Here is a 13318-nt window from a genome sequence, read left to right on the forward strand (position 1 = left end):
CCGCCCCTTGTTTGCCGGAGACCCAGAAGTAAGGATACTGGGTTATGGGAAAGACGAAGAACGGAACACGTTATCCAGAGGAACTGCGCGCCCGAGCGGTGCGGATGGTTTTGGATCACGAGGCAGAATATGCGAGCAGATCGGCAGCAATCTTGTCGATTTCTCAGAAGGTTGGATGCAGCAGGGACAGCCTGCGCATCTGGGTCAAACAACATGAGACAGACACGGGTAAGCGTGATGGTCTGACGACGGTTGAGAGGGAACGCATCAAGGAACTTGAACGCGAGAACCGGCAACTGCGTCAGGCCAATGAGATCCTCAAAAAGGCATCTGCTTATTTTGCACAGGCGGAGCTCGACCGCCCATTCCGCAAATGATTGCCTTCATCAAGGAGCACCGAAGCGTGCATGGGGTCGAGCCGATGTGCCGTGTTCTGCAGATTGCCCCGTCGACTTTCTACGAGCATCTGGCCGTTGAACGCGAACCTGACCGTGCATCGGATCGCGCCAAGCGGGATGCGTATCTGCGCAAAGAGATGAAAGACGTTTGGGAGAAGAACAGATCAGTCTACGGCGCACGTAAACTGTGGCATGCAATGAAGCGCGAGAGGATCGATATCGCCCGCTGCACGGTTGAACGCTTGATGCGCCAGCTTGGTATTCAAGGCGTTCGGCGGGGCAAGAAGGTCAAAACCACCTATGGTCAGCCTGCCGATCAATGCCCACTGGACAAGGTTAATCGCCAGTTCCGGGCTGCGATGCCAAACGAGCTTTGGGTGTCCGACTTCACGTTTGTGTCCACCTGGCGGGGCTTCGTCTACGTGGGCTTTGTCATTGATACCTTCGCCAACCGGATCGTCGGCTGGAAAGCATCGACAACACAGGACACGCAGTTTGTCTTGGATGCGCTCGAACAGGCGATCCATGCGCGCAGACCTGCTGAGAAACTGATCCATCATTCAGATCGCGGATCGCAATATGTATCGATCAAGTACACAGAGCGTTTGGTCGATGCAGGATTGGAACCATCCGTCGGCAGCGTCGGCGACAGCTATGACAATGCACTGGCTGAGACAATCATCGGCCTGTTCAAAACGGAAGTCATCAACAGGCTGGGGCCATGGAAGTCCAAAGATCAGGTCGAATGGGAAACCCTGCAATGGGTCGATTGGTTCAATAGGGAACGCTTGCTCGAACCTCTCGGCTACATCACACCAATCGAAGCGGAGGAGAAATACGAACAAGCCTTGAAATCAAACAAAATCGCAGCTTGAAATACGAACTCAACAGTCTCCGGCAAAACCGGGGCGGTTCAAGTATATTGGCGTCGGGCACTCCGTAAAGTATCTGCAGAGTTGACGTATAGTTGAAGTTCAGAAAGCGCGCGCCGGGGTCGACGCAGTGCACCAATGGCACAGTGCGCGGTGCGGGTATCGGGAGGCCGCGTATCCATTCAGCGAAGCGCTTTCGCATCTTTGTTGCAAGACCTTCGACGATCTGCTCGATCTCATACTCGAAATTGTGATGGTCCGCGTCACTCCAATCATCGGCGCCATAAGAGACCAGGAAGTTTGTTGCATAATCAATGACCTGATCAGAGTCGAATGATGCTAGGCGGTCTTCGAACTCATTCCAGAAGTCTTTGTCAAAGAAGAGGTATTCGTCAATAAGACGATGCACATCCGGGTCTTCAGCTTCTAAATATCGACCAAAATCGCTATACCGTGAAGGTATCCCATGATGAAGGTCGAAGCCATTTCCAATAATGATGAGCCGGTGGGTCATGACTTCTGGGCTCGCCTGTGCAGTGCGGCTACATCCCCTATCCAATCGTCTAATGCCGCCACGACGATTTGACAAAGCCGTGCAAATTCTCGGATTTCGCTCCCCAGCAACTCTACTGTTTCGCCTAACCGCGTATTTCGCGCGTTCTCGGCAAATTTGGCGTCAACCACACCGAGATTGTGCCCGATGACGTGCCTTTTCTGGATGTTGAGTTCGAGCGCTTCCCGCTCCGCATCCGATAGTCCGTTGAACGGGTCGATGTTGAACTCTGCATAGCGTTTCTGAGCTTTTTCCACATTTTGAAAGTCGTTTCGGATGGCCTTGGTGGGAGCCGCACGGCTGGGGTCCAGAGAGACTTTGTGCGAATAAACCACCTTCTGAGCAGCTTCGAACGCTGTCAGAACGTCTTCGTGCGCGTTTCCCAGAAGGCGGTAGGCAAGTTCAGCTTGCTCTTCTCCCAGTCCTTCAGCGATCGAGACTTGCCGCCCAACCAACTCGACCTCTCGCGAGAAGTGCAGTGAGACGTTCGGGGCACCACAATCAGGACAATAAAGGGCAATCGCGTAGACACCGTAGTCGCGACCGCAGCAATCGCAGACTAAGAGACGCATGAGATCGCGTCTTCCAAATTGCGGCCTCGGGCGGCGGGTACGCGAGCCCGGTTTGTAAGTGATGCCGCCTCGGCTCTTTCTCGCAACCCCCTTGAGCATATCTGAGACGGCGTCTTGGGCATCTTGCATGGCAGCATGCTTGACGATCTTGATTGCAGCTTCCTTGTCCTTCGGATGCGTGAACTCGTCATCGTTGCCGACAACGCCACTGTAGGGGCATATTGTTTTGGACGAACCCGGTTCATGCATCATCCTTTCGCGCTTAGACTCCTCGGCAGCGGAATCGGCCACTTGTTCGCCAAGGACGAAATGTCGGGGGTGGGCGTCCTCGTTCGGAGAGAATCGATAAACCCGGCCCTCAGGTGTTTGAGGCAGTGGAATGGACAGTTGCATCTTCGACCGGGTGCCGCCGGTTTGAAATCTCTTGAGGTTCTTCATCTTCATCGGACGGCTCCTCCAGCTTTCAAATGATAACCCCTCGACAGCTTCTCATTCACGAGATTGGACAGCGCGATTTTCGCTTCAGCATCACCCCTGTACCAATCAAGCCGACGGCGACCGTGAGTTCGACGCCGACCCCACTGTCTTTCGACGCCAATCTCTCCAAACAGACTCTCTGTTAGCTGAACGCAGTAGAACCTATCCATATTCGCGTCCGGGTCCACGCGGGTCATATCAATCCTCATCAATCTCCTCCTCGGACATAGCCACGTACTCGCAACCAAAGCATTCCAGCCGGGGGTTCTCCTGATCGAGACCCCAACGACGCTTTGTGTAGAATTCGAGCGGCTTGCGAACGCGGATCTCGAGGCATTCGTCATCAAATCCAAACTCGATCCGGACGACACGCTTTTGGTCTTGTGTCAGGTCGCCATGCGGCCGCAGCTTTAAAACAGCCCAAGTGTACCAGTCATCGTCCCTCGGAACTCCGTCTGCATTGCGTCGCTCCGCGAAAGACTGGGTCGGATCGATGCGAGATGGAATAAAGTCGCGAAAACCTTGGCGGGTATAGCACCAGGCGCGCAGATGGAGGCGCACCCCGTCCGACGCGAAGCGCAAAGGCGCAATCCAACGGGTTTCCGGCTCCGGGTCGCGCATAGATTGGTAGACGATCTTGATCGCCTCCCCGGCCAGCATGGCACGATAGAGCGGCCTGAAAACGCGCACGTTCTGGGTGCGTTGGAGGTCTGGTAAGACGTCGTAGAAGGCACGCTTCTTGCCGCTGAGCAGCTCTTCGAGCTCATCTGTCGCCGCTCGCCCAGTCAGACGCGAGAAGTGCTCCGTCGTGAGATATTGTCTTGACGAAGCGTCGTACTCAAGACCGGCAGGCTTAGCAGCCTGTAAATACGTCTTGAAGTCTAGCGCGGCCTGAGGGTTCGAGATTCTGAAACGCTCGATAAGCGATCCGCGTGTCGCCGCGCCGTCCCAGAAGAGCAGGCGGTCCAGGTATTCTAGCCGCTCTTTTTGGGCGTGCTTCAGATCGTCAAAGGCCATGGTTCGAAACTATCTTGACTCTTTGGATTTGTCCATATTAAAAATATACGTATAAAAATTATTGGTGTAGAAATGAAAGTGCTCCACACAGCTGATTGGCATCTTGGAAAAACCCTGCGGGGCGTATCGCTGCACATGGATCAGGCGCACATTCTCGACCAGGTGTTCCAGACCATCGTTGATGAAGGCGTCGAGGTTCTGCTGATCGCTGGCGATGTCTACGACAAAGCCTCCCCATCCGAATCTGCGATGAAACTCTACAGCGATTTCCTGGAGCGCGTTCACGAAGAGACCGATGCGGCCATCGTTGTCATCGCCGGAAACCACGACTCTGGCCAGCGGCTTGGAACTGCGTCAAAGCTTTTCGACCGCCGACGTATTCTGGTCCGTGGCCCGATCGAGCGAGATGAGACGCCGCTGATCTTGGAGGATGCTCATGGCAAGGTGGCGATCTCGGCGCTTCCCTATGGAGAGATCTACGCCGCCCGTCGCGCCTTTGAGGCAGAAGGCATCCGGTCGCCGGAGGACGTTCTCCGGGCGCAGATCGAAGCCGCGAGAACGCGCGTGCCAGATGATGCTCGCTGGATCGTCGTGGCCCATGCTTTCGTAACAAACTGCCAACCGACGGAGACCGAGAGGCGGCTGTCGGTCGGTACGGTGGAGACCGTGTCGGCAGCGATCTTTGAAGGTGCGAACTACGTCGCGCTCGGCCACCTTCACCGTCCGCAAACCGCGGGTGGGAACACGATCCGATACAGCGGCTCGCCCTTGGCCTTCGGGTTCGATGAAGCGGGCACGACGAAATCGATGACCGTGTTCAATCTCGACGCGCACGGGCAAGTGATCGATCTGAAGATAGTGGATTTCGAGCCTTTGAGACAGGTGCGCGAGGTGCGTGGGCTTCTGGACGATCTCGTTTCCGAGGCGAAGGCCAATCCGAGCGAAGACTACATCCGGGCGATTCTGCTGGACGACGGGGCTTTGATCGAACCGGCCGCTCAGCTGCGGCCACACTATCCGAACATACTGCAGACCTTGCGAGAGAAAAAGCGGGACCTCGTAGTGAGTAGCGCCGGCCGGGCGCAGTCAAAGCTCGACGATCCCGTCGGCGTCATCGGAGAATTCCTGACATATGTCCGCGGCGAAGGCGCAACGGAACGTGAGGAAGGCGTAGTGAAGGGTGTTCTCGACCGCCCCGTGCTGGAGAATACGACATGAGGCCGATCCGGATTACGATGACTGCGTTTGGCCCTTACGCCGGGACCGAAGTAGTCGATTTTACGGCGGCGCTCGATGCCGGAATCTTTGGGATTTACGGAGAAACCGGTGCCGGAAAAACCACGATCTTCGACAGTATCTCTTTCGCCTTGTTTGGACAGTCCTCCGGGGCAGAGCGCAGCGCAGAGGATATGGTTTGCCATCACGCCCATGCAACCGACATCACGAAGGTCGAACTCGTTTTCGATCTCGGCAACGAACGGTATGTTGTTCAACGCGTTCCCAAGCAGCAGCGCGCGGCGCTTCGTGGGCAGGGCACAACGACCGAACCGCACCAGGCGTGCCTTTTCCGGGCGACCGGCATGTCACTGGACGAAATCGCAGGCGACAATCTCGGTGAGGTCCTGGCTGAGAAACAGGTCAACAAGGTCGATCCTGAGATAGAGGCGCTTCTGGGCTACAATGCTGCCCAGTTCCGTCAGATCGTTCTGTTGCCTCAGGGTGACTTCCGCAAAATCCTGACGGCGCCAAGCGATGAGCGCTCCCCGATCCTGAAGCGCCTGTTTGACGTCCAGCTCTACGAACGCTTTGCGGATCGCATCAAACGCGATGCCGCCGACATTTACCGTCAAATCAGTGATGAACGCGTCCGGCGCGACACGCATCTGGGTGCTCTGAGCGAAGAACAACTGGCCGACGAGCTTCGTTCGATGGGCGAAGAGGTCTCCGTACTCGAGACTGCCGTGAAAGCAGAGACCGATGCGCTGGTGCAATGTCAGAAGGTTTTGTCTGCTGGAGAGGGTCTGGCAGAAAAGTTCGAAGCGAGGGGAGCGGCTGAGACAGAGAAAGCAACGCTCGATGCTGCAAGTGAGGCGGTTGAAGAAACCAGGTCCCGTCTAAAAAAGGCGCGTGCGGCACAAACTGTATTGGTCGCCGAGTCTGCGATGCGGACCGCGGGCGAGGAGGCCGGTGCCGCTCAGACCCGTCACGCCACGGCTAAGGAAAGTTTGGCTTCTGCTCAATCGGCCCTGAGCGTGGCCCAAGAAGCGCTCAATCGGACGGAGCAGCAGAAGGATAGTCGCGACGCTGCCCATGCAAGAGTGCTAGAACTGCAACGCTTCGAACAAACGCTCGGCCAATCCCGCACCCTGTTGGAGGACCTTGAGGCGGCGAAATCTACAACGAAGGCAGCGGCTGAGAAGCAGGCTGTCGCAGAACGCAATCGGACGGACGCCGATCAAACACTTGCGACGCTCCGCAGCCTGCAGAAACAGCAGCCGACGCACGTGCGAGCCCTTCAGGAAGCAGGCAATGCGTTCACAACGGTGGAACGTGAAGTAGAGGCCTTGGGTCGTTTTGAAGTCGCGAAGTCCAAATGTAATGCGCGGGTAGCTGATGTTGAGAGGCAGCAAGCCGAGCACGAAAAGTGGAGAGCCCATCTCGAAGTCTGCAAGACCGCCCTGGAACGCGCGGAGCATGATTTGACCGAGATACAGGCGCTCCACGTGGCGCGAACACTTCTTCCGGGAGAGCCCTGTCCGGCATGTGGCTCGTTGGACCATCCCAATCCGGCGATCGGCGATCCGGAGCGCCGGGGTCGTCATGACCAGTTCGAGCAGGCGACGCGGGATCTGCGCGCCGCCGAACGTGATGAGGTCCAAGCGAAGACTAGACTTACCGCTGCGAAGTCCTCCCTGGCCGAACATCAGACCGAACTTGAAGCATTCGAGCCTCCAGTTCGGGATCGAAAGAGCCTCGATCTGGTTCTGGCAGAAGCGCTGGACAGGAAGACCGCACTGGAAGCAGATACCCGATTTGTCGATCTCGAAGACAAGATCGCCACTGCAGAAGTCTCCACGCAGGAGGCGGTTTCCAACTACGAGCGGGCACGTCAAGTCCTGTCGGAGGCCAGAGACGCGGAGACACGGGCACAGACGTCCTACGACACCCTACTGCGAGACGTGCCTGAGAACTGGCGGCAAGGAGATGTCTTGGCGACCGCACTATCGGATGCCGTAACCGCACGGAGTGAACTCGTTGCCGCTCACGAGAGAGCCGTAAATGGAGAAAAGGCGGCCGCTGTCGCCCTTAGTGCCGCCGAGCAAGGGGCTGCGAGTGCTGTCGTAGAGATCGAACGAACAGCCGAGGCCCTATCCAAGACTCAGGCGGAGTTCACACAGAGGCTTGCAGTGGTCGGGTTGGACGAAGCAGGTTTTCAAGTTGCAAGAGCTGACGTGGCGCAGTGCGATTCGCTCCAAGAACAGATCGACTCTTTCAATGAGCGCGCGGCTGCCAACAAGGCCCACCTTGAGCGGCTGGCGAAGGAAATCGGCGACCAAGACCCCCCGGACATCGAAACGCTAATAGCCTCGAGAGATGCCGCCCAATCGAAGCTGGAAACCAGCCAGCAGACCCAAACCCGTCTGAAACGGGACCAGGAAGCAAAGCTCGAGACACAACGTAAGGTCGAAGCGCATTCTGCTCGTATCACTGAACTGGAGGCGGAGTACGGTCCGGTCGGCGGCCTCGCAGACCTGGTCAACGGCAACAATGACCGCAAGGTCCGGCTCCCGGATTTCGCGATCGCCTCGATGTTCGATGAGGTGCTCGTCGCGGCCAACCAAAGGCTCGGGCCCATGACGGGCGGGCGCTATCAGCTTTTGCGTCCTGAAGATACCGTAGGGGGGCGACAAAAGCGCGGGCTGGACATTGCCGTCTTCGATGCCAACACGGAGAAGTCGCGACCCACAAAGACGCTATCCGGCGGCGAGGGATTCCAAGCCTCGCTTGCCCTTGCCCTCGGTCTCTCCGATGTCGTTCAGCAGAACAGTGGTGGGATCAAGCTCGATGCGATTTTCATTGATGAGGGCTTCGGCACTCTGGACGAAGACACCCTGAATACGGCGCTTGAGACGCTTTACGAACTGACCAACGACAAGCGGTCGGTGGGGCTGATCTCCCATACCGAGCAGGTGAAATCCATGATCACCGAAGGGTTTGACATCGAAGTCACGCCTTCTGGGTCCCACATCCATACGCGGAGATCCGCAGTATAACCACAGGAGTTCCCAATGCCGTATTCTACGAATCCCAAAGCCCAGCATGTCTGGAATAAAGCGCGCCCAGTCAAAGGAAAGAACCCAAACCTCTATCGACGGGATTCTCAGGGTAACGTGATCTACAAACCAGCCTACAACCGGAGCAGTCGTATGGGTTGGCAGGTTGATCATATTTGGCCACGATCTAAAGGCGGCTCGGATGCGGGAAGAAACCTTCAAGCCCTGCAAACGAGTGCCAATAAGCGTAAGTCCAACAAGATACCTGGAAGATCTAAGACTAGGTTTCGCAAGCGTCGGTGGTGACAGCCTGTGCCTGATGATGGACAGGATATGTCGTGCTGCATGATAGGAAAACTTCAGGTAGCGGAACATACAAAGATGTTGGTGGGGACGCATGGATATTGAGCGACTTGTTCGCGACAAGCTGATCTCTTTGTTGCAGAACGGGTTTGACTGTACACAAGAGGTTCAATTGCGCACGGTCAGTGGGCACAATGTGAGATGTGATGTTCTAGGGATCCCACGAAACGAAGAATTCTCGGGTTGCTGCCTGGCTTTCGAATGCAAACGTCCTAGCCAAGAATGGCACTACGCGCCTTGGTCACGAGCTATCAAACAGGCCTCAGACAACGTGGGGGCCGATGTCACTGACCAAAGGTTCCCTGATGCGGGAACCGTCACGGCCGCTTTTCTCTTTCCTGCACCTATGATTGTTCCACGAGGCAGTACGCAGCAAGCCAATGACTTGATCCGTGACGGATTTGAAGAGGCTGTGGCGGGGATGTTTCATCTCGCCCTGATGTTTCGAGTGGGAAAGGCTGGCACAACTAGTTTGGGGAAGGAAAGACAGTTGAGCTTAGTCCTTGGTCCAAACGAGATATGGAACGCGCGCAATGGCTTTACGAAAAATGGATACGATCTGCTGTTGAGCGGGAGACCGATTGGATCGAGCAATCGGAAATGAATGGTTCTGCTGACGCGCGTAGCCACCGCTCGTCCCGACTATTTGTATTTGGTAATGAGCACGGTTTCGACAATGGGAAGACACATTATCAGGTGGTAGTAGGTCGTGTCTGATCAACGCTAAAGACGACCGAAAACGGTTACCACATTGCCCAAACAGTGTTTTCTTGCGACTGCAATTGCAGGTTGTCGATCTGTTTCGTACCGTAGCCACCATCAAGATCAGTCTCGGTACGTGGGCTTCCTGCCCGCATCGGATGGTGTAACCTCCAGGCAAGGCGCAGCGCAAGAATGCACATTAAAAAGATCTACATAAAGAATTTCAAAAAGATACGGGACGACTATTTCGAATTTAACGACGACATCAACATTCTCGTTGGCGATAACGAAAGCGGCAAAAGCACGATCTTGGAGGCGATTGAGCTTTGCCTAAACTTGCGACATCGCGGTAAACCGCTTTCAACCAGTCTGTCCGCTGATCTATTCAGTGTAGACGCTGTCGCCGACTTTCTTGCCGGGCCGAAAGACCAAGGCTCCTTCCCGGAGTTACTGATTGAAGCCTACCTTGAGGGCGACAGCGACCTCAAGGGGAACAACAACACCCTAGGATCAAACTGCCCAGGTATCTTTGTCCGTGTTTTTTTTGATCCTGATCTGGCCTCTGCTTACCTCGAATACTCCAAGAAGCCCGAAGACATCCTTTCGCTTCCAATCGAATTCTATCGTTTTGAATGGTATGCTTTTTCTTGGGATAAATTATCGCCTTACAACAAGAGAATTTCCTGCCTGTTCGTTGATCCAACAGCGCTGCACCCAACAATGGGCGCACGGCGATACATTTCTGATATCCTCGAAACCGCTCTTGAGAGGGAAGACAAGACGCTCCTGAACACAAACTACCGACAATTAAAAAAGAAGTTTGACGCAGAGCCTGATGTCGTAAAGGTCAATAGCGAACTCGATAAGCAAGATGACATAACGGGTAAGAATCTCGAATTCTCAATCGAGAGTTCCCCTCAGACCAGTTGGGAAAACAATCTTCAGCTTACTCTAGATAGCATCCCTTTTTCGCAGATTGGACAGGGCGAACAACACCAAGTTCAGATGAAGTTGGCGCTGTGGAAGAAGTCAACAGCCGCCAATGTGGTAATGATAGAAGAGCCAGAAATTCACCTATCACATATGAATTTGGTAAAGTTGGTGAAGTTCATAGAAGACAGGCACCAGGGTCAGCAGATCTTTCTAACGACCCACAGTTCTTATGTTCTAAACAAGCTCAGCTTTGAGAAAATTTGCCTTTTGGCAGATGGCTACAAACGTTTGCATGAGATTGACCCCAAGACCGTGAAAACACTTAGGCGGCTACCAGGATACGATACATTGCGGGTCGTGCTCAGTAAAAGTGTGATCTTGGTTGAGGGCCCCTCGGATGAACTCGTCCTCAAGAAAATTTACCTCAAAAAATTCGGCAAGCTTCCCGAAGAAGACGGCATCGATATCATTGTCGTTCGTGGGATCGGCTTCAAAAACTTCTTGAACATTGCGCAGCATCTCGGAAATGCAGTGCATGTAGTCAAGGACAACGATGGAGATTGGCAAAAGAACATCGTGGATTGGAAGGCTCCATACGACGAGTATGGATTTATCAAGGTGTTCTCGCCCAAGCCTGCTCATGAAAACTCCCTGGAACCAGCATTCATTTACGCAAACTCAGGTTCACAGACTAAGTTGGATGTCTATGCCAAGGTGGTTTTGTCAACGCAAACATACAATGAATACGCCACTGGTGATTTGGCGGCGAGACAGGCTTTCCTAACCAATTGGTTCTCGGGCGAGGGAACAGGTGGCAGGAAGGTCGACTCCGCGATGCGAATCTTTGAATCGGACGATGAATTAACGGTACCGAACTACCTCATTGAGGCTTTGCATTTTGACTAAGGAGTTGATCATTGCGTGTGCTGGCGCGGGTAAGTCTGCCAAGATCATTAATGATGCCATTGCTCGGTATCGAGATCGGAAACGTTCTTTGATCTTGACGTATACCGATTGCAACCAACGCCAGATCATCCAGCGTCTTTCTTCCAAGTTGGGGGCCGTCCCTCCCGAAATCAAAGTCAAAGGGTGGTTTACCTTTTTGTTGGAGGACATGGTACGACCATATCAATCGTGCGTTCTAGAAGACAGAGTGAGCGGCCTAAATTTCAATGAAACTGATCCACACAAGCGAAATGGATACACTATTAGAGGCCGCGCTGAGCGCGCATCAGGCGGCAGCATCAACCAACAGCATTTCGTCACAAAAGAGACCCAAAAAGCCCACTCAGCATATCTGTCGAAGTTTGCTTGTAGAATTGCAGAAGAGACTAAAATCATAAGAAAGGTTGGGCGCAAATCCTACAAAGTTGGATGCGCAACCGAGCGCCTTGAAGAGATTTATGACGTCATCTTCATTGATGAGGTTCAGGATCTCGTCGGCTGGGACTTCGAACTGCTGCGGTTGTTCTCTGCATGCTCCGAACTAGACGTCATTTGTGTCGGAGATTTCAGGCAGACCATCTACCAAACCGCCAATGCTCAGAAGAAACCCAAGAGCAACGCTGAAAAAGTATCATATTTTCAGGACATCGGGTTTTCGCAATCCAGCCTGAATAAGAGTCGTCGTTCTGTCGCCTCCATCTGTACGTTTTCCGACAGAATACACCATGGCCTTGGATTTCGTTCCACAATCTCAGGCGTCGATGAGCGAAACCTACCAGCCGCGATTGCTGAGCATCTTGGCGTGTTCGCTGTGAAGAGAGCCGACTTCGAGGCTTACTACGAGCGCTATCGTCCTACTATTCTGCGGCAGAGCCATTCCACTGAGCAGCAGATTTGCTCAGGGCGCGAAGCGTTCAACTTTGGCAAGTCCAAAGGTATGACGTTTTGCCGAACACTTATTATTCCCACAGGACCGCAGAAAGCATTCTTGCAAGGCAACTCGAATGCAATTGCGGCTGGCTCTACTGACAAGGCAGTAAACGCATTCTACGTAGCCTCTACCAGAGCTCGATACAGCACCGGTTTCTTGTTAGATGAAGACGTTAGCATCGACGGCGTTACTGCATGGCGCCCGTAGTGCGGCAACGTCTATGTGAATGAGGCGACGCCTCCTTGTTGGCTGCTTCCATAGTTGAGGCCTCGTGCCTAGCTTCAGTTGCGCTGAACGTTGAGTATATCTGCTCGCTCTAGTGCTGATCGCAAGGCAGTGTTCGAAACCCGCACATAGATCTCCGTTGTCCTTAGGTTGGCATGTCCGAGCAGCGCCTGAACCATGCGGATGTCGGTGCCTTCCTCGATCAAGAGGGTCGCGGCAGAATGTCTGAACCGGTGCGGCGTCAGATGGGGTGCGATCCCTAAGCGATCTGACAGCACCCGAAGCCGTTTCCGAAAAGTTTGCGACCGAAGCCGACGACCAACAGCGTTCAGAAAGAGCGGCGACTTCCGCGAACTGTGCGTGGCCCGAAATGTGCAGTATTGCCGAAAGACCTCCTGCAACTCCGCATTCGGCACAAACACAATCCGCTCCTTGTTGCCTTTGCCGCGCACGATCATTTGGGCGGCGTCGGTGGAGACATCGCGGATCTTCAGGTTGGTGAGTTCACTGATCCGAAGACCGGTCACAATCAGCAGTTTGATGATCAAGATCGTGGCCTCCTGATCAGTGGCGATGGCTGAGTGAGCTGGCCGTGCACTGGTCGGCTCGGCTTCTGACTCCAAGACGGCTTTCAAGGTTTCCCGTTCTATCGGTCGAGGCAGGCGCCGTGGAATGCGGGCCGAAGCGCGGACGCCGGTAAATGGGGAGGGCAGGGCGCTGTTCCGATCTGCGCGCCAGGCGAAGTACGACTTGAGGGTGACGAGCCGCCGCTCGATGGTTGCGGGCTTGGCTTTCAGTTCATCGCGCAGATGACGATGGTAGGCGAGGATGTCGTCTTTCGATAGCGGATCCGAGAGCCTGTGGATCTGAGTGAAGCGCGCAAAGGTGCGCAGATCCTGGGCGTAGGCACGCAATGTGTGATGGCCGACGCCGCGTTCATCGCGGCGTGAGTTGACGAAAGCGGTGTGATCGAGATGGGACATGTTGGACTCCTGTTGAGGTGTCCTGCCAGTGCATCACAGTCTCGGGGATCGGCGAAATCGCCCGCCGAACCGG

The 13318-nt window shown here is 54.6% G+C and carries 12 protein-coding genes and 1 other annotated feature; of the genes, 7 read left to right on the top strand and 5 right to left on the bottom strand.

From position 1 onward, the window contains the following. The first annotated feature begins 44 nt into the window (after window positions 1-44). A protein-coding gene (locus RZS32_RS18380; RefSeq protein WP_422395913.1) for an IS3 family transposase occupies window positions 45-1273 on the top strand; the annotation gives its coding sequence in 2 pieces (ribosomal slippage) (window positions 45-339 and window positions 339-1273; 1230 coding nt in all). Continuing rightward, window positions 332-448: a sequence feature (AL1L pseudoknot), on the top strand. Its footprint overlaps the gene before it by 117 nt. Here RZS32_RS18380 and RZS32_RS18385 read toward each other — a convergent pair. From RZS32_RS18385 to RZS32_RS18400, 4 genes are read right to left on the bottom strand one after another with little or no spacing between them, the layout of a single operon-like run. Continuing rightward, a complete protein-coding gene (locus RZS32_RS18385) occupies window positions 1209-1784 on the bottom strand; it encodes a bacteriophage abortive infection AbiH family protein (protein WP_317054353.1) in 576 nt (191 codons plus the stop codon). The genes RZS32_RS18380 and RZS32_RS18385 overlap by 65 nt on opposite strands. After that, entirely contained in the window at window positions 1781-2839 is a 1059-nt protein-coding gene (locus RZS32_RS18390; RefSeq protein WP_317054352.1) for a hypothetical protein, read from the bottom strand. Before RZS32_RS18390 ends, RZS32_RS18385 begins: the two co-directional genes overlap by 4 nt. Then, window positions 2836-3081, bottom strand: coding sequence for a WGR domain-containing protein (locus tag RZS32_RS18395; protein ID WP_339106926.1), 246 nt, complete (start codon window positions 3079-3081; stop codon window positions 2836-2838). Before RZS32_RS18395 ends, RZS32_RS18390 begins: the two co-directional genes overlap by 4 nt. Continuing rightward, the gene (locus RZS32_RS18400; protein ID WP_317054351.1) at window positions 3071-3889 is read right to left on the bottom strand and encodes a WYL domain-containing protein; all 819 of its coding nucleotides are present in this window, start codon (window positions 3887-3889) and stop codon (window positions 3071-3073) included. The genes RZS32_RS18395 and RZS32_RS18400 overlap by 11 nt, the downstream gene beginning before the upstream one ends. 72 nt (window positions 3890-3961) lie before the next feature. Between RZS32_RS18400 and RZS32_RS18405 the strand changes: the two genes are divergently transcribed. From RZS32_RS18405 to RZS32_RS18430, 6 genes are all read left to right on the top strand, one after another. Next, window positions 3962-5107, top strand: a complete 1146-nt coding sequence (locus RZS32_RS18405; protein WP_317054350.1) for an exonuclease SbcCD subunit D — start codon at window positions 3962-3964, stop codon at window positions 5105-5107. Then, complete coding sequence (locus RZS32_RS18410) at window positions 5104-8163, top strand: SMC family ATPase (RefSeq protein ID WP_317054349.1); 3060 nt, start codon at window positions 5104-5106, stop codon at window positions 8161-8163. The genes RZS32_RS18405 and RZS32_RS18410 overlap by 4 nt, the downstream gene beginning before the upstream one ends. A 153-nt stretch (window positions 8164-8316) precedes the next feature. Continuing rightward, window positions 8317-8469 carry an HNH endonuclease domain-containing protein gene (locus RZS32_RS18415; protein WP_339106931.1) on the top strand — a complete coding sequence of 51 codons (153 nt, stop codon included), beginning with the start codon at window positions 8317-8319 and terminating at the stop codon, window positions 8467-8469. 91 nt (window positions 8470-8560) lie between these two features. Then, window positions 8561-9130 (top strand): hypothetical protein, encoded by a 570-nt coding sequence (locus RZS32_RS18420; RefSeq protein ID WP_317054347.1) that lies wholly within the window; start codon window positions 8561-8563, stop codon window positions 9128-9130. A gap of 290 nt (window positions 9131-9420) precedes the next feature. Beyond that, window positions 9421-11067: an AAA family ATPase gene (locus tag RZS32_RS18425; RefSeq protein ID WP_317054345.1), complete on the top strand. Its 1647-nt coding sequence runs from the start codon at window positions 9421-9423 to the stop codon at window positions 11065-11067. Continuing rightward, window positions 11060-12244 (top strand): UvrD-helicase domain-containing protein, encoded by a 1185-nt coding sequence (locus RZS32_RS18430; RefSeq protein ID WP_317054344.1) that lies wholly within the window; start codon window positions 11060-11062, stop codon window positions 12242-12244. Before RZS32_RS18425 ends, RZS32_RS18430 begins: the two co-directional genes overlap by 8 nt. 74 nt (window positions 12245-12318) lie before the next feature. On the opposite strand, the gene RZS32_RS18435 is transcribed toward RZS32_RS18430, so the two are convergent. Further along, the gene (locus RZS32_RS18435) at window positions 12319-13245 is read right to left on the bottom strand and encodes a tyrosine-type recombinase/integrase (protein WP_317054343.1); all 927 of its coding nucleotides are present in this window, start codon (window positions 13243-13245) and stop codon (window positions 12319-12321) included. Window positions 13246-13318: the final 73 nt, after the last annotated feature.

Source organism: Roseovarius sp. W115, assembly GCF_032842945.2.
Classification (GTDB): domain Bacteria; phylum Pseudomonadota; class Alphaproteobacteria; order Rhodobacterales; family Rhodobacteraceae; genus Roseovarius; species Roseovarius rhodophyticola.

What these genes read in the sequence shown, in the direction of transcription:
- RZS32_RS18420 (WP_317054347.1), top strand. Translation starts at nt 8,561, where the DNA reads ATGGATATTGAGCGACTTGTTCGCGACAAGCTGATCTCTTTGTTGCAG.
- RZS32_RS18405 (WP_317054350.1), top strand. Translation starts at nt 3,962, where the DNA reads ATGAAAGTGCTCCACACAGCTGATTGGCATCTTGGAAAAACCCTGCGG.
- RZS32_RS18400 (WP_317054351.1), bottom strand. Translation starts at nt 3,889, where the DNA reads ATGGCCTTTGACGATCTGAAGCACGCCCAAAAAGAGCGGCTAGAATAC.
- RZS32_RS18415 (WP_339106931.1), top strand. Translation starts at nt 8,317, where the DNA reads ATGGGTTGGCAGGTTGATCATATTTGGCCACGATCTAAAGGCGGCTCG.
- RZS32_RS18390 (WP_317054352.1), bottom strand. Translation starts at nt 2,839, where the DNA reads ATGAAGATGAAGAACCTCAAGAGATTTCAAACCGGCGGCACCCGGTCG.
- RZS32_RS18425 (WP_317054345.1), top strand. Translation starts at nt 9,421, where the DNA reads ATGCACATTAAAAAGATCTACATAAAGAATTTCAAAAAGATACGGGAC.
- RZS32_RS18435 (WP_317054343.1), bottom strand. Translation starts at nt 13,245, where the DNA reads ATGTCCCATCTCGATCACACCGCTTTCGTCAACTCACGCCGCGATGAA.
- RZS32_RS18395 (WP_339106926.1), bottom strand. Translation starts at nt 3,081, where the DNA reads ATGAGGATTGATATGACCCGCGTGGACCCGGACGCGAATATGGATAGG.
- RZS32_RS18410 (WP_317054349.1), top strand. Translation starts at nt 5,104, where the DNA reads ATGAGGCCGATCCGGATTACGATGACTGCGTTTGGCCCTTACGCCGGG.
- RZS32_RS18385 (WP_317054353.1), bottom strand. Translation starts at nt 1,784, where the DNA reads ATGACCCACCGGCTCATCATTATTGGAAATGGCTTCGACCTTCATCAT.